This window comes from Streptomyces sp. CA-294286, from assembly GCF_050947155.1.
Taxonomy (GTDB): domain Bacteria; phylum Actinomycetota; class Actinomycetes; order Streptomycetales; family Streptomycetaceae; genus Streptomyces.
In genome coordinates this window covers 3109600-3124512 of sequence record NZ_CP192005.1, presented here as the reverse complement: position 1 = coordinate 3124512, position 14913 = coordinate 3109600, and the positions used below count along the sequence as shown (strand labels likewise).

Below are 14913 nucleotides of genomic sequence, written 5' to 3'. Positions count from 1 at the left end.
CTTACCCTCGATCCCATGACCAGCGACGCACCCCTCCCCACGCCCGACCGCCGCCTCGACACCCTCGACGAGCTCACCGAGGACCAGGCCGCGCAGGTCCTCGGTCTTCTCGCCGCCGCCGCCCGTTCCGACGGCGTGCAGGCCGTCTCCGAGCAGGGGCGGCTCCAGCTGCGGGGCGGGAGGCGGGAAGGCGTGCGGCACTTCCTGCTGAGCGACTCCGGCGGCGCACTCCTCGGCTACGCGCAGCTCGAAGACACGGACTCCGTCGAAGCTCCGGCCGCCGAACTCGTCGTCCACCCCGAGCAGCGGAGCAAGGGGCACGGGCGGGCGCTCGGCGAAGCCCTCCTCGCGGCGTCCGGGCGGCGGCTGCGGGCCTGGGCGCACGGCGGGAAGCCGGCCGCGCGGCACCTCGCGCAGGTGCTGTCGCTGAAGATGTTCCGCGAACTGCGGCAGCTTCGGCGGCCGTTGAGCCCGCTGGACATCCCCGAGCCGACGTACCCGGCCGGTGTCACGGTCCGCACCTTCGTGCCCGGTCAGGACGACGCCGCGTGGCTGGCGGTGAACGCCGCCGCGTTCGCGCACCACCCCGAGCAGGGGTCGCTGACCCAGCGGGACCTGGACGACCGGATGGGCGAGGAGTGGTTCGACCCGAAGGGCTTCTTCCTCGCGGAGTCCGCGGAGGACGGGCGGATCGTCGGGTTCCACTGGACCAAGGTGCACCGCGAGGAGCAGCTCGGCGAGGTGTACGTGGTCGGGATCGCGCCGGACGCCCAGGGCGGCGGGCTGGGCAAGGCGCTGACCGCGACCGGGCTCCGGCACCTGGCGGCGGAGGGGCTGCCGACGGCCTCGCTGTACGTGGACGCGGACAACGTCGCGGCGGTCACCGTGTACGAGCGGCTCGGGTTCACCACGTACGAAACGGACCTGATGTACCGAACCGAGTCGTAACGCCCCGGTACGCGCGCATCGCTCAATCCCCGAGGGGCCGGTGGAAGTTGACACCGGCCCCTCTTCTGTCCCATCCTTTCACTACTTGATTAGTGAAAGGGTGGTGAGCGTGATGGTCGAGTACCGCATCGACCGGCGCAGTGGCGTCTCCACCTACCTCCAGATCGTGCAGCAGACGAAGCACGCCCTGCGGCTCGGGCTGCTGGTCCCGGGCGACCAACTCCCCACGGCACGCGCCGTGGTGGAAGCCACCGCGATCAACCCGAACACCGTGCTCAAGGCGTACCGCGAGCTGGAGCGGGAGGGGCTCGTGGAGGGCCGGCGCGGGATGGGGACCTTCGTGACCCGTTCCCTGGGATCGGCCCAGCAGCCGGATGCGGGACCGCTGCGCGACGAGCTGAAGGAGTGGGGCGAGCGCGCCCGTGCGTCCGGCATGGACAGGGACGACGTGGCCGCGCTTCTCACCTCCGTACTTGAAGAGATCTTCGAAGGGGAGCAGACATGACCACCGCCGCGATAGAGGCGTTCGGCCTCGGGAAACGTTACGGCCGCCGGCCGGGGTGGGCCCTGAACGACTGCTCCTTCCGTGTCCCGGCCGGACACGTCTGCGCTCTGGTCGGCCCCAACGGAGCCGGTAAATCCACGCTGTTGGCGGTCCTCACCGGCCTGCTGCGACAGACGGACGGCGAGGTGCTCCTCGGCGGGAGGACCCCCGCCGAGGCCCGGGACCGGATCGCGTACGTCGCCCAGGAGAAGCCGCTGTACGGGCAGCTGACCATCGCCGAGACCCTGGAGATGGGCCGGGACCTCAACCCCGTCCGCTGGGACATGGTCACCGCCGAACGCATCGTCGGCGACGGCGACCTGAACCCCAAGCACCGCGTCCGCACCCTCTCCGGCGGCCAGCGCACCCGCGTCGCCCTGGCCCTCGCCCTCGGCAAGCGGCCCGAACTGCTGCTGCTCGACGAGCCGATGGCCGACCTGGACCCGCTCGCCCGCCACCAGCTGATGGGCAACCTGCTCGCGGAGGCCGCCGAGAGCGGCGCCACCGTCGTCATCTCCTCGCACATCCTGGCCGAGCTGGAAGGGGCCTGCGACTACCTCCTCCTGCTGGACAAGGGCCGCATCCGACTGGCCGGCGAGTCCGAGGAGCTGATCGACGCCCACGCCCTGCTGACCGGCCCGGTCGCCGACCTCGCCCCGCACACCGTCGTCGAGTCCCGGGTCACGGGGCGTCAGATAACGGCGCTGGTACGGCGCGAGGAGGCGATCGGCGGAGACTGGCAGGTCAACGAGCCCTCCCTCGAAGAGCTGCTGCTCGCCCACATGCGCTCCCCCGAGGCCCCCGCACTCCTCACCCCGAGCGCCGAGCCGCGCCACGGAAGCGGTCACCTCGGTGACGGCGGACGGAACGGAAACGGGATCGGCGGGGTCGCCGCATGAGCGTGCTCAGCCTCTCCGGCGCCCCCAAGGTGACCCTCCGTCACCACCGGCTCACCTTGCGGTTCTTCACGGCGACCGTGACGCTCGGCGCCGCACTGGTCGTCGTGCTCGCCGTACTCGCCTCCGGTTCCGCGGAGGCCGAGCCCGAAACGACCCGGTTCGGCAAGGGCGTCCTCGACTACCTGCTGCTCGCCGCACAGACACCGATGAACGTGCTTCCCCTGCTCGTCGGGGCCTTCGTCGCGGGCCCGCTGGTGGCACGGGAGCTGGAGAGCGGGACGTACACCTGGCTGTGGACCCAGTCGGTCACACCCGTCCGTTGGCTCGCCACGAAGGTCGTGATCGCCACCGTCGTCACCACTGTCGGCTCCGGCGTGACGGCCGCCGCGCTCCGGCTGGCCCTGGAGAATGCCGCCACCCCGCGCTTCACCCTTCTGACCGAGGGCACCTACGGGATGGTCGGCCCGGTCGCCGTCGGGTACAGCCTCCTGGGCGTGGGGCTGGGCGTTCCGATCGGCCTGCTGATGCGCAGGACCGTGCCCGCCATGGTCGTCACCGCGGTCGCGGTGGGCGCCGTCAACCTGGTCTTCTTCACGGGCCTGCGCGACACACTGTGGCCGGTCGAAACGATGGTCTCGAAGAGCGACATCAGGGGCAGCGGCCCGCACCACGTGGTCGAGTCCGGTCTCATGAGTGCCACCGGCACACGGGTGCCGGAGTCGGTCTGCCTGGCCGCCGGTCAGTCCACCGAGGAGTGCGCCGCCGCCCACGACGCCGTCTCCTTCTACGCGGACGTCCACCCCGAGTCGCACTTCTGGCCGATGCAGCTCATCGAGACCGGCATCCTGGTCACCGTCGCCGCCGTGGCGGTCGCGGTCGCCTTCCGGGTCCTCAACAAGCGCCACAACGGGGCCACGTGAGCCGGCCCGCGACCCTGCCGAACCCGCTCCGGGCTCCCCATGGAGGTACGTCGTGAGTACATCGTCTCCCTCCGTTCCCGCGAGACTCCGCCCCCCACCCGCCCCGGAGGCCCGCCCCGGCCCGCTGTCCGGGCCGGTACGGACCGTGCGGCGGCAACACCGGCGGGCGCTGTGGATCGTGGGGCCGCCGGTGGCGCTGGCGCTGCTGACCGCGACTGTGCTGCGGGGGTGGTGGGAGGTCTCGGAGGGAAGCCTGCCCTTCTTCCGGGGGCCGGCGCTCATGAACGTCCTCGCCTCCTACAGCCGCGACGCCCTGGTGTTCCTTCCGATCGTGGTGGGCGCGTTCGTCGCCGGCCCGCTGATCGCGCGGGAGCTGGAGTCCGGGACGTACAGGATCGCCTGGACCCAGGCGATCTCGCCGGCCCGCTGGCTGGCGGTGAAGCTGGGACTGGCCCTGGCCGTCGCCATGACGCTGACCGGCTGCCTCGTGGTCGCCTTCCGGCTGCTGCGGGGGCCCTTTACGGGGGACGAGTTCGCCCAGTTCGCCTGGCACGACGCGGAAGTGTTCGTGGCGATCGGCCCGGTGGCCTTCGGCTACACGGCCGTGGGCGTCGCACTCGGAGCGCTCGTCGCCCTGCTGGCCCGGCACACCGTGCCCGCGATGGTCCAGACCGCGGTCGCCGTGGTCGGCGTCATGCTGGCCCTCGGACACTGGCGAGGGGCCCTGTGGCCGATGCGGACCCTGATCGGTCGGGACGCGACGCTGACCGACGCCGGTTCGACCGCTTCCCTCTGGGGCCACGGCAGCGGCTGGATGAACGCCGCCGGGGAGAGGCTGGATCTCGGCCCGTGCGAGGACGCGGCGATGCGAGCGGCGGCCCAGGCCACGGAGACGCCCGGCGACGAGCACCAACGGGTCTTCTCCCAGTGCGTCACGGATCTGGGGGGCGTCACCGCGTACTTCGACCATCACACGGCGGCTGACTTCTGGCCGCTCCAACTGGTGGAAACGGGCATCCTGCTGGCCCTGGCCGCACTGGCGGGATGGCTGGCGTTCCGGGTGCTGCGCAGACTGCACGGCTGACCTTCCGCACCGCCCGACCACCGCTCGTAGAACACACGTCGACGTGAGACCAGGGGGACCAGATGGCCACGGATCGCGCCCGGACCGCGAGAAGCACGACGGGGCCGCCGGGGCCCCGCCTCGGCCCGGTGATTCTGCGACAGCACCGGTGGGCGCCGTGGGCGGCGGTGGCACTCGTCGCGACGGCGGCCGTCGTCACGGTCTGCGGGCTGTGGTGGCAGGGCGGCGGCCGGTCCGGCGGCGGCACGGGCTGGTACGCGAGCAGACTGCTGAGGTTCTCCCAGGAGCACGGCGGAACCCTCCTGGCCCTCCTCCCCCTCGCCCTCGGCGCGTTCGTTGCGGGTCCGCTGATCGCGCGGGAACTTGAGTCCGGGACGTACAAGCTCGCCTGGACGCAGTCCGTCTCCCCCGCCCGGTGGCTCGCGGTCAAGCTCGCCCTTCCGCTCGTCGTCACGGCCCTCGCCACGAGCGCCCTGGTCGGCCTCTTCCGCCTGGGCCGGACGGCCCTCCAGCGGGACCCGTACGGCGTTCCGGAGAGCTGGTACGGGCGTGGGACGTACGAGGCGCTGGGTCCGGCGGTCGTCGGGTATGCGGTGCTCGGGGTCGCCCTCGGCGCCCTGATCGGCCTGCTGGTGCGGCGCACGGCGCCCGCGATGGGCGCGACGGCGTGCGCCGTCGGGTGCGTCCTGCTGACCCTCGGCTCGGTCCGCGCCCACCTGTGGCCGCCCCTGACCGTGGCCGGGCCGGCCGACATGACGGTGAACATGCGGGTGGACGGGCCGGGCGTCTGGGAGCTCGCCGCAGGCTGGCGCACCGCGTCCGGCGACGTGCTCGACCCGGAGACCTGCTTCCGCCGGGTCGAGGAGACCGCACAGACCTACCAGGCGTGCATGACGTCCCGGGGAGCGACGGAACGCTTCGCGGACTTCCACCCGCAGTCGCACTTCTGGCCGCTCCAACTGGTGGAAACGGGCATCCTGCTGGCCCTGGCCGCACTGGCGGGATGGCTGGCGTTCCGGGTGCTGCGGCGGATCCACGGGTAGGGTGCCGGAGCCCCGCACCGATTGCGCCCGCCCACCGCATCGCACCCCGCCCTCCGCGCGTTGCACCACGTCCGCCGCACGCCGCCACAGGGCCCCCGCACCCCGCCCGCCGCCGCGCGACCCCGCAAGCCGCGCTTCCCGCCCGCCGCACGCCCCCGCGAGCCGACCGGGCCCGCCGCGCCCCCGCCCACCGCACCGCACCCCGCCGCCGCGCGACCCCGCGAGCAGGCCGGGGCCGTTGCCGCCCCGTCCACCGCGTCGCCTCAGCCGCCCACCGCCGCCCCACGGAGGCTCCGCGGCAGCCCCGGGGCGGCCCCACGGCAGCCCGGATCGCGCCGCGCCCGCCCCCGCACCCCCACATGACATGTCTCCGTAACCCACGATTCAGACACGCTTGCGATCCTCACCGAATGCGACCCCCCATCCCGTCCTCGCCAGACGCCCTCTATTTCGGCGCGCCCGCCGAGGGTCTCGCGCGGAAGAATGGGGGGATGAGCCAGCAGCCGCAGCCGTCGCGCAGTACCGGTGCCGATGTCGACGCCGAGGTCCCCGTCCAGCACGCGCAGCCGTCGCCGCAGCCACCGCCGTCGTCCTCGAAACCGCAGCCGTCCGTCGGCTCGATCGCCGCCCACCGGCCGCACACCCGTGACACCGGCACCACCCCCGCCGGGCTGCGGGCGCTGAGCCCGGACCTCGACGCGGACGCGGACGTGTACGAGGAGGCGGAGTACGGCGACGGCACCGCCCCCGCGCTGCCCGAGGGCCGTTTCCTGGACCGCGAACGCAGTTGGCTCGCCTTCAACGAGCGGGTCCTGGAACTGGCCGAGGACCCGTCCACCCCCCTCCTCGAACGGGCTAATTTCCTGGCGATTTTCGCCAGCAACCTGGACGAGTTCTTCATGGTCCGCGTCGCCGGGCTCAAGCGCCGCATCGCGACCGGGGTCGCGACGCGTTCCGCCTCCGGCCTCCAGCCCCGCGAGGTGCTGGACCTGATCTGGACCCGGTCCCGCGAACTCATGGCCCGGCACGCCGCCTGCTTCCAGCAGGACATCGCGCCCGCGCTCGCCGACGAGAGCATCCACCTGATCCGCTGGCCGGACCTGACCGAGAAGGAGCAGGCCCGCCTCTTCACCCTGTTCCGCCAGCAGATCTTCCCCGTCCTGACCCCGCTGGCCGTCGACCCCGCGCACCCCTTCCCGTACATTTCCGGCCTGTCCCTGAACCTGGCCGTGGTCGTGCGCAATCCGGTCAGCGGCCACCGCCACTTCGCCCGGGTGAAGGTCCCGCCGCTCCTGCACCGCTTCCTTGAGGCGTCCCCGCAGCGCTACGTCCCGCTCGAAGACGTCATCGCCGCGCACCTGGAGGAGCTGTTCCCGGGGATGGAGGTGCTGGCCCACCACATGTTCCGCGTCACCCGCAACGAGGACCTCGAAGTGGAGGAGGACGACGCCGAGAACCTCCTCAAGGCCCTGGAGAAGGAGCTGATGCGCCGCCGCTTCGGCCCGCCGGTGCGCCTGGAGGTCGAGGAGTCCATCGACCCGTACGTACTGGACCTGCTCGTACGGGAGTTGAAGGTCTCCGACGCGGAGGTCTACCCCCTGCCCGGCCCGCTCGACCTCACCGGGCTCTTCGGCATCGCCGGTCTCGACCGCCCCGAGCTGAAGTACCCGCGCTTCATCGCCGGAACCCACCGCGACCTCGCCGAGGTCGAGTCCGCGTCCGCGCCCGACATCTTCGGCGCGCTGCGCGAGCGCGACGTCCTCCTGCACCACCCGTACGACTCCTTCTCGACCTCCGTGCAGCTCTTCCTGGAGCAGGCGGCGGCCGACCCGGACGTACTGGCCATCAAGCAGACCCTGTACCGGACCTCCGGCGACTCCCCCATAGTGGACGCGCTGATCGACGCCGCCGAGTCCGGCAAGCAGGTCCTCGTCCTCGTCGAGATCAAGGCCCGCTTCGACGAACAGGCCAACATCAAGTGGGCGCGCAAGCTGGAGGAGGCGGGCTGCCACGTCGTGTACGGCCTGGTCGGCCTGAAGACCCACTGCAAGCTGTCGCTGGTCGTACGGCAGGAGGGCGACACCCTCCGCCGCTACAGCCACGTCGGCACCGGCAACTACCACCCCAAGACGGCCCGCCTGTACGAGGACCTCGGTCTGCTCACCACCGACCCCCAGGTCGGCGCGGACCTCTCCGACCTCTTCAACCGGCTGTCCGGCTACTCCCGCCGCGAGACCTACCGCCGCCTGCTCGTCGCCCCCAAGTCCCTGCGCGACGGGCTGATCTCCCGCATCAACAAGGAGGTCGTGCACCACCAGGCCGGCCGCCCCGCGTACGTCCGCATCAAGGTCAACTCGATGGTCGACGAAGCGATCATCGACGCGCTGTACCGGGCGTCGATGGCGGGCGTACCGGTCGACGTGTGGGTACGGGGCATCTGCGCGGTCCGCCCCGGAGTCGCCGGCCTCTCCGAGAACATCCGGGTCCGCTCGATCCTCGGGCGCTTCCTCGAACACTCCAGGCTCTTCGCCTTCGGCAACGGCGGCGAACCCGAAGTCTGGTTCGGCAGCGCCGACATGATGCACCGCAACCTCGACCGCCGCATAGAGGCGCTGGTACGGGTGACCGACCCGGCGCACCGGGCGGCCCTCAGCCGGCTCCTCGAAACCGGCATGTCGGACAACACCGCGTCCTGGCACCTCGGCCCGGACGGCAACTGGACCCGCCACTGCACCGACGCGGACGGACACCCCTTGCGCCACGTACAGGAAATGCTGATCGACGCCCGGAGGCGCCGACGTGCCACACCGTGAGACCACCCCCAGCGGGATAGCCCACCACCCGCTCGACCGCTCCGACGGCAACCTTCTCGCCCCCTATCTGCACGCGCAGGCAGCGGAGTTCCTGCGCGCCCTGCGCCGGCACGGGGAGTGCACCGAGGCGACCGACCCGGACGGATCCGCCCGCTCCGCACTCGACATCCGCCGCGCGGCCCGCCGCATCGGAGGCGCCCTGCACACCTTCCGCCCGCTCACCGACCGGTCCTGGGCGGACCCCCTGCGCGCCGAACTCGCCTGGCTGTCGGGGACCTTGGCCCGCGAACACGCGCACGCCGAACAGCTCGGCCGGCTGCTGGACGCACTGCAACGCCTCAACGCGCCGACCCCGCTCCCCACGGCCCGCCCGCACAGGGCGGCGCCGGTCCGCGGGCCACGGGACGACACCCCGGGCTCCGGGACGGCCTCGCCCGGGACAGCCTCGCCCGGTACGGCCCCGCGCGGCACGGTTGCGGGCGGGGCGGCCCCCGGGCGGAGGGGCGCCGACGGCGGGGCCCCCGGGCGGACCCCGCCCGGCGTCGCGGCCTCCGGCGGGGAAACGCCCGCCGGGACGACCGCGGGCAGGACGGCCCCGGCCGGAGCCCCCGTCGCGGCTCCCGCCGGCACACCCGCCGCGGCACCCGCCGGAACACCCGCCTCACGGCCCCCGTCCCGCGAGACCGCCCTGGGCATCGCCCGCGCCGGGGCACTCCTGGAGCGGCAGCTCACGCTCGCCCGTACCCGCGCCCACTCGGCCGCCCTCCAGGCCCTCGGCTCCTCGCGCTTCCACGCGGTCGCGGACGCGGTGGCGGTGCTCGCCTCGGAGGCACCGGTGACGCCCGGCGACCCGTACCCCTGCGCCGACCACGCCGCGCACCGGCTCGCGGAAGCGGTGGCCGCGCTTCCGCTGGGGCGGGCGGCCCGCCCGTACAACTCCGAGGCGGTGCACGAGGGCCAGGACTCCCCCTGGCACCACGTCCGGCTGCTGCTGCGCCTGCACCGGTACGCCCAGGAGGTCATCGGCCGCGACACGACCACCCTGGAGGAGGCGAGCCGCATCCTGGACCAGCACCGCGACGCGGCGGAAGCAGCCGCCGCAGCCGCCTCCGCGGCCCGCACCGCCCGCATCGCGCCCGCCACCGCCTACGCGCTCGGCATCCTGCACTCCGAACAGCGCCACGAGGTCGAGGCGGCACGTTTCGCCTTCCAGCGGCAGTGGCGGCAGACGGCGGTGGGAGTGGGGGCGCGCCGGGGATGAGCCGCACCGACCGCACCAGGACCACCGTCCTCGCGGCGGGCTGCGTCCTGTGGCGGCACGCCCCGTACGACGGGGGGCTCGAACTCTGTCTCGTCCACCGGCCGCGCTACGACGACTGGTCGTACCCCAAGGGCAAGCTCAAGCGGGGCGAGGCCCCCCTGACGGGCGCGCTCCGCGAGGTCCTGGAGGAGACCGGCTTCCACTGCCTGCCCGGCCCACCGCTCCCCGCGGTCCGTTACGTGGCGGGCGGCCGTCCCAAGCTGGTCCGCTACTGGTCCGCCGAGGCCACCACGGGCGCCTTCACGCCCAACGACGAGGTCGACCGGCTGCTGTGGCTGCCCCCGGCCGCCGCCCGCAACCGCCTCACCCAGTACCGCGACGGTGAACTGGTGGCCGCTCTGCTGCGGGTGGTCCAGCCCTTTTCCGGCCGACCCGACGCGTGAGGGCGCGCCCCGGAATTCCGTGCGGCACGACGGGGCCAGGCCGTGCCGCGATGCCCACCCCGCCCGCGCGCAAACCCGTCCGCACACAGCCGCGGCCCCGCACGACCCGGCCCCCGTCCGGCCCGGCCCACGCGCGACCCCGCCCCCGCACGGCCTCCGCGCGCACCGCGAGCCCCCGTGCAACCCTGCCCTCGTGCAGCCCCTTCCGTACCGGCGTCCACTCCTCGCGCACCGTGCCCCCACACCGCCCCCGTGCGCGCCGTCCCCGCCCTGCCCCGAGCCGCACCTCGCCGCCCGCCACGGTTCACCTCACGTTCACTCGCCCCCGTAGGCCGCTTCACCTGTTCTGCCTAATTTCGTACGTACAAGGCGACCGGCCACCGGCCGGAAACCACCCCTTACTCGTACGACCCACTCCACGCACGCCGTCCGCCCACGGGGCCGGCGGCCCCCGGAAGGAACCAGAAAGTGATGAAGCTCCAGCGCAAGAACCGGCTCCGCGCCTCCGCAGTCGGCGCCCTCGCCGTCTCCGGCGCCCTGCTCCTCACGGCGTGCGGCTCGGACAACAACAGCGGAGGCGCGGGCAACGGCAACTCGGCCGCAGCCGCCAAGAACGTCGAGTGCGAGGGCGCCAAGGGCAAGCTCCTCGCCGCCGGTTCCTCCGCGCAGAAGAACGCCATGGACCTCTGGGTCAAGAACTACATGGCCGCCTGCTCGGGCGTGGAGATCAACTACAAGTCCTCCTCCTCCGGTGAAGGCATCACCTCCTTCACCCAGGGCACCGTCGGCTTCGCCGGCTCCGACTCGGCCCTCAAGCCCAACGAGGTCGAGGAGTCGAAGAAGGTCTGCAAGACCGGCCAGGGCATCAACCTGCCGATGGTGGGCGGCCCGATCGCGATCGGTTACAACCTGCCGGGGGTCGACAACCTCGTCCTGGACGCCCCCGCCATCGCCAAGATCTTCAACAACCAGATCAAGAAGTGGAACGACCCGGCGATCGTCAAGCTGAACCCGGGCGTCAAGCTCCCGGACTCGGCGATCCAGTCGGTCCACCGCTCGGGCGACTCGGGCACCACGCAGAACTTCGGCAAGTACCTGGGCAAGGCCGCCGCCTCGGACTGGAAGTACGAGGCCGAGAAGAAGTGGCCCGCCCCCGGCGGCCAGGGCGCGACCGGCTCCTCCGGCGTCGCCGCCCAGGTGAAGCAGGTCGAGGGCTCGATCGGCTACTTCGAGCTCAGCTACGCCACCTCGCAGTCCATCCCCACGGTGAAGATCAACACGGGTGCCGCGGCCCCGGTCGCCGCCACCTCCGAGAACGCCTCCAAGGCCATCGCCGCCGCCAAGGTCAAGGGCACCGGCAAGGACCTGGCGCTGAGCCTGGACTACGCGACGAAGGCCGAGGGCGCGTACCCGATGGTCCTGGTTACGTACGAGATCGTCTGCGACTCGGGCAACAACCCCGACTCGCTGGCCAACGTGAAGTCCTTCCTGGGGTACGCCGCCTCCGACGACGGCCAGAAGATCCTCTCCCAGCACGGCTACGCCCCGATCCCGACCGAGATCAACTCCAAGGTCCGCGAGATCATCGCCGGCCTGAAGTAACCGAGGTCCCCAGTCGCCCCGCCCGCCCCCGGTGGCTCCCCGGAGCCCCCTCGGGCGGCGGGGCCGGGCCCACCCCCCGGTGAGCCTCCCCGGTCGGCGGGGCCGCCGGGGACGCGGGGCGACCACCCGGACGCCCCGCCCCCCGCACGACCCCGCCGCACGCCCCACCCGATCTCCCCGTACGCACACCGAAATCCCGCCCCACCCATCCGGTGCACCGCCGCCCGGGAGCCGCTCGCAGAGCGCCCTCCCTCCCAGACCGGAAAGAACCGCCATGACCACAACCGTGATCCCCCCGGACTCCCCACCGAGCCCCCCGCCGCCGCCCGCCGCGAAGGGGACCCCCACCCGCCCGGGTGACAAGATCTTCCGCGGCCTGTCCCGCGGCTCCGGCATCCTGCTGCTCGTCGTGATGGCGTCCATCGCCGCCTTCCTGACGTTCCGCGCGGCGATCGCCATCTCGGGCAACGAGGGCAACTTCCTCACCACGTTCGACTGGGACCCCGCCGGAAACCCGCCGGTCTTCGGCATCGCCGTACTCCTCTACGGCACCGTCGTCAGCTCGGTCATCGCGATGGTCATCGCGGTCCCGGTGGCCGTCGGCATCGCCCTGTTCATCTCGCACTACGCGCCGCGCCGGCTCGCCTCGCCCCTCGCGTACGTGGTGGACCTCCTCGCCGCGGTGCCGTCGATCATCTACGGCATCTGGGGCGCCCTGTTCCTCGTCCCGTACCTCGGTGGCCTGAACTCCTGGCTGGACAGCTACCTCGGCTGGACGCTGATCTTCGACAAGACGGAGATCGGCCCGGCCCGCAACCTGTTCACCGTCGGCATCCTGCTCGCGATCATGATCCTGCCGATCGTGACCAGCGTGAGCCGCGAGGTCTTCCTCCAGGTCCCGAAGATGAACGAAGAGGCCGCCCTCGCCCTGGGCGCCACCCGCTGGGAGGTCATCCGCCTCTCGGTGCTGCCGTTCGGCCGCTCCGGCGTGATCAGCGCGTCGATGCTGGGCCTGGGCCGCGCCCTCGGCGAGACGATGGCCGTCGCCACCGTCCTCTCCCCCAGCTTCCTGTTCTCCGGCCACCTGCTCGACGCGGGCGGCGGAACCTTCGCACAGAACATCGCGGCGAAGTTCGACGAGGCCAACGAGTTCGGGCGCGACGCGCTCATCGCCTCGGGCCTCGTCCTCTTCGTCCTCACTCTCCTCGTCAACGGTGCGGCGCGCCTGATCATCGCCCGCCGCAAGGAGTACTCGGGGGCCAACGCATGAGCCAGGCAACGATGACCAAGGACACCGCCCCCACCCCCGCGCCCGTCGCCCCCAGCCTCGCCGGCAAGCGCCTGCCGCGCTGGTCGCCGATCGGCTTCGGCGCCCTCTCGCTCGCCCTGGCGATCGGCCTGGGCCTGGCCGCCGGCTGGCAGAGCAAGGTCCAGTGGGGACTGATCGCCGCGATCCTCTTCGTCGTGCTGACGTACCTCGCCAGCTCGGCCGTCGAGGGCACCCGACAGGCCAAGGACCGCGTCGCCACCAGCTTCGTCTGGGTCTGCTTCCTGCTCGCGATCATTCCGCTGGCGTCGCTCCTGTGGGTCACGGTCAGCCGCGGCCTGAAGGTCCTCGACGGTTACTTCCTCACCCACTCGATGGCGGGCGTGCCCGGCTTCGAGGTCGGCGGCGGCGTCTACCACGCGCTGATCGGCACCCTGGAACAGGTCGGCCTCGCGACCCTGATCGCCGCCCCGATCGGCCTGCTGACGGCCGTCTACCTGGTCGAGTACGGCAAGGGCGCACTCGCCAAGGCCGTCACCTTCTTCGTGGACGTGATGACCGGCATCCCGTCGATCGTCGCCGGTCTCTTCCTCCTCTCGATCATGCTGATGTTCAGCCTCCAGCCCTCCGGCTTCATGGGTGCCCTGGCGCTCGCGATCCTGATGGTCCCGGTGGTCGTCCGCTCCACCGAGGAAATGCTGAAGCTGGTCCCCAACGAGCTGCGCGAGGCCTCCCTCGCCCTCGGCGTGCCGAAGTGGCGCACGATCCTCAAGGTGGTCCTGCCGACCGCCGTCGGCGGCATCACCACCGGCGTCATGCTGGCCATCGCCCGCATCGCCGGCGAGACCGCCCCGATCATGCTCCTCGTCTTCGGCAGCCAGCTGATCAACACGAACCCCTTCGACGGCGCCCAGTCCTCGCTCCCCTTCTACATTTGGGAGCAGTACCGGGTGGGCAGCGAGGCGAGTTACGACCGTGCCTGGGCAGCGGCTCTGGTCCTGATCGCCTTCGTCATGATCCTCAACCTGGTGGCGCGCGGCATCGCCCGCTGGAAGGCCCCCAAGACCGGTCGCTGACGCGGCCATCGAAAGCGAAGTGACCGTCATCATGGCAAAGCGAATCGACGTATCCGGCCTCTCGGCCTTCTACGGCACACACAAGGCGATCGACGACATCTCGATGACCGTCGAGCCCCGCTCCGTCACGGCCTTCATCGGCCCGTCCGGCTGCGGGAAGTCGACCTTCCTGCGCACCCTGAACCGGATGCACGAGGTCACCCCCGGCGGTCGCGTCGAGGGCAAGGTCCTGCTGGACGACGAGAACCTGTACGACTCCCACGTCGACCCGGTGTCCGTACGCCGCACCGTCGGCATGGTCTTCCAGCGTCCGAACCCCTTCCCCACCATGTCGATCTACGACAACGTGGCGGCGGGCCTGCGCCTCAACGGCTCCTACAAGAAGTCGGAACTCTCCGACGTCGTGGAGAAGTCCCTGCGCGGTGCCAACCTCTGGAACGAGGTCAAGGACCGCCTGAACAAGCCGGGCTCCGGTCTCTCCGGCGGCCAGCAGCAGCGTCTGTGCATTGCCCGCGCCATCGCGGTCGAGCCGCAGGTTCTGCTCATGGACGAGCCCTGCTCGGCCCTCGACCCGATCTCCACCCTGGCCATCGAGGACCTGATCGGCGAGCTCAAGGAGCGGTTCACGATCGTCATCGTGACGCACAACATGCAGCAGGCCGCCCGCGTCTCCGACCGCACCGCCTTCTTCAACCTGGCGGCGGTCGGTCAGCCCGGCAAGCTCATCGAGATCGACGAGACCGAGCGGATCTTCTCCAACCCGTCCGTCCAGGCCACCGAGGACTACATCTCCGGCCGCTTCGGCTAGACCCTCCCGGGCGCTCCTCGCGCCCCTCCGGGCCCCGACCGGGGCCCGCCCCGATCCCTCGCGGTGCTGCATGGCGGTGCCACCGCGAGACCACTTCGCCCCGCCGGGCGCAACCCCCCGGCGGGGCGAAGCCCTTCCCCCACCCCACCCGCACCTCCCAGCCCCCCACTCCCGCGCACCCCCCGTAGCCCCCTTGGCCGACGAC

13 protein-coding genes are annotated in these 14913 nt (G+C 72.0%); all 13 read left to right on the top strand.

The features are described 5' to 3' along the window. Positions 1–15 precede the first annotated feature (15 nt). The 13 genes from mshD to pstB all read left to right on the top strand — a co-directional run bounded on the left by mshD (position 16) and on the right by pstB (position 14708). Complete coding sequence (gene mshD / locus ACQPZG_RS18630; RefSeq protein ID WP_433546862.1) at positions 16–948, top strand: mycothiol synthase; 933 nt, start codon at positions 16–18, stop codon at positions 946–948. 112 nt (positions 949–1060) lie between these two features. Continuing rightward, positions 1061–1453: a GntR family transcriptional regulator gene (locus ACQPZG_RS18625; RefSeq protein ID WP_433549458.1), complete on the top strand. Its 393-nt coding sequence runs from the start codon at positions 1061–1063 to the stop codon at positions 1451–1453. Then, positions 1450–2391, top strand: coding sequence for an ABC transporter ATP-binding protein (locus ACQPZG_RS18620; protein WP_433546861.1), 942 nt, complete (start codon positions 1450–1452; stop codon positions 2389–2391). The genes ACQPZG_RS18625 and ACQPZG_RS18620 overlap by 4 nt, the downstream gene beginning before the upstream one ends. Then, positions 2388–3311 carry an ABC transporter permease gene (locus tag ACQPZG_RS18615; RefSeq protein WP_433546860.1) on the top strand — a complete coding sequence of 308 codons (924 nt, stop codon included), beginning with the start codon at positions 2388–2390 and terminating at the stop codon, positions 3309–3311. Before ACQPZG_RS18620 ends, ACQPZG_RS18615 begins: the two co-directional genes overlap by 4 nt. A 52-nt stretch (positions 3312–3363) precedes the next feature. Continuing rightward, complete coding sequence (locus ACQPZG_RS18610) at positions 3364–4395, top strand: ABC transporter permease (RefSeq protein WP_433546859.1); 1032 nt, start codon at positions 3364–3366, stop codon at positions 4393–4395. Positions 4396–4523: 128 nt separating this feature from the next. Beyond that, positions 4524–5438, top strand: coding sequence for an ABC transporter permease (locus tag ACQPZG_RS18605; protein ID WP_433546858.1), 915 nt, complete (start codon positions 4524–4526; stop codon positions 5436–5438). Between the two features lie 491 nt (positions 5439–5929). Then, on the top strand, positions 5930–8251 hold the full coding sequence (locus ACQPZG_RS18600; RefSeq protein ID WP_433546857.1) for an RNA degradosome polyphosphate kinase: 2322 nt from the start codon (positions 5930–5932) through the stop codon (positions 8249–8251). Next, complete coding sequence (locus ACQPZG_RS18595; protein WP_433546856.1) at positions 8238–9512, top strand: CHAD domain-containing protein; 1275 nt, start codon at positions 8238–8240, stop codon at positions 9510–9512. Before ACQPZG_RS18600 ends, ACQPZG_RS18595 begins: the two co-directional genes overlap by 14 nt. Beyond that, entirely contained in the window at positions 9509–9955 is a 447-nt protein-coding gene (locus ACQPZG_RS18590; protein WP_433546855.1) for an NUDIX hydrolase, read from the top strand. The genes ACQPZG_RS18595 and ACQPZG_RS18590 overlap by 4 nt, the downstream gene beginning before the upstream one ends. Before the next feature lie 471 nt (positions 9956–10426). After that, positions 10427–11557 carry a phosphate ABC transporter substrate-binding protein PstS gene (gene pstS / locus ACQPZG_RS18585; RefSeq protein WP_433549457.1) on the top strand — a complete coding sequence of 377 codons (1131 nt, stop codon included), beginning with the start codon at positions 10427–10429 and terminating at the stop codon, positions 11555–11557. A gap of 274 nt (positions 11558–11831) precedes the next feature. Then, positions 11832–12827: a phosphate ABC transporter permease subunit PstC gene (gene pstC / locus ACQPZG_RS18580; RefSeq protein ID WP_433546854.1), complete on the top strand. Its 996-nt coding sequence runs from the start codon at positions 11832–11834 to the stop codon at positions 12825–12827. Then, positions 12824–13900: a phosphate ABC transporter permease PstA gene (gene pstA, locus ACQPZG_RS18575; protein WP_433546853.1), complete on the top strand. Its 1077-nt coding sequence runs from the start codon at positions 12824–12826 to the stop codon at positions 13898–13900. Before pstC ends, pstA begins: the two co-directional genes overlap by 4 nt. Positions 13901–13931: 31 nt before the next feature. After that, positions 13932–14708 carry a phosphate ABC transporter ATP-binding protein PstB gene (pstB, locus tag ACQPZG_RS18570; RefSeq protein ID WP_433546852.1) on the top strand — a complete coding sequence of 259 codons (777 nt, stop codon included), beginning with the start codon at positions 13932–13934 and terminating at the stop codon, positions 14706–14708. Positions 14709–14913: the final 205 nt, after the last annotated feature.

Coding starts and splice junctions, on each gene's coding strand:
- mshD (WP_433546862.1), top strand. CDS start 16: ATGACCAGCGACGCACCCCTCCCCACGCCCGACCGCCGCCTCGACACC.
- ACQPZG_RS18625 (WP_433549458.1), top strand. CDS start 1,061: ATGGTCGAGTACCGCATCGACCGGCGCAGTGGCGTCTCCACCTACCTC.
- ACQPZG_RS18620 (WP_433546861.1), top strand. CDS start 1,450: ATGACCACCGCCGCGATAGAGGCGTTCGGCCTCGGGAAACGTTACGGC.
- ACQPZG_RS18615 (WP_433546860.1), top strand. CDS start 2,388: ATGAGCGTGCTCAGCCTCTCCGGCGCCCCCAAGGTGACCCTCCGTCAC.
- ACQPZG_RS18600 (WP_433546857.1), top strand. CDS start 5,930: ATGAGCCAGCAGCCGCAGCCGTCGCGCAGTACCGGTGCCGATGTCGAC.
- ACQPZG_RS18590 (WP_433546855.1), top strand. CDS start 9,509: ATGAGCCGCACCGACCGCACCAGGACCACCGTCCTCGCGGCGGGCTGC.
- pstS (WP_433549457.1), top strand. CDS start 10,427: ATGAAGCTCCAGCGCAAGAACCGGCTCCGCGCCTCCGCAGTCGGCGCC.
- pstC (WP_433546854.1), top strand. CDS start 11,832: ATGACCACAACCGTGATCCCCCCGGACTCCCCACCGAGCCCCCCGCCG.
- pstA (WP_433546853.1), top strand. CDS start 12,824: ATGAGCCAGGCAACGATGACCAAGGACACCGCCCCCACCCCCGCGCCC.
- pstB (WP_433546852.1), top strand. CDS start 13,932: ATGGCAAAGCGAATCGACGTATCCGGCCTCTCGGCCTTCTACGGCACA.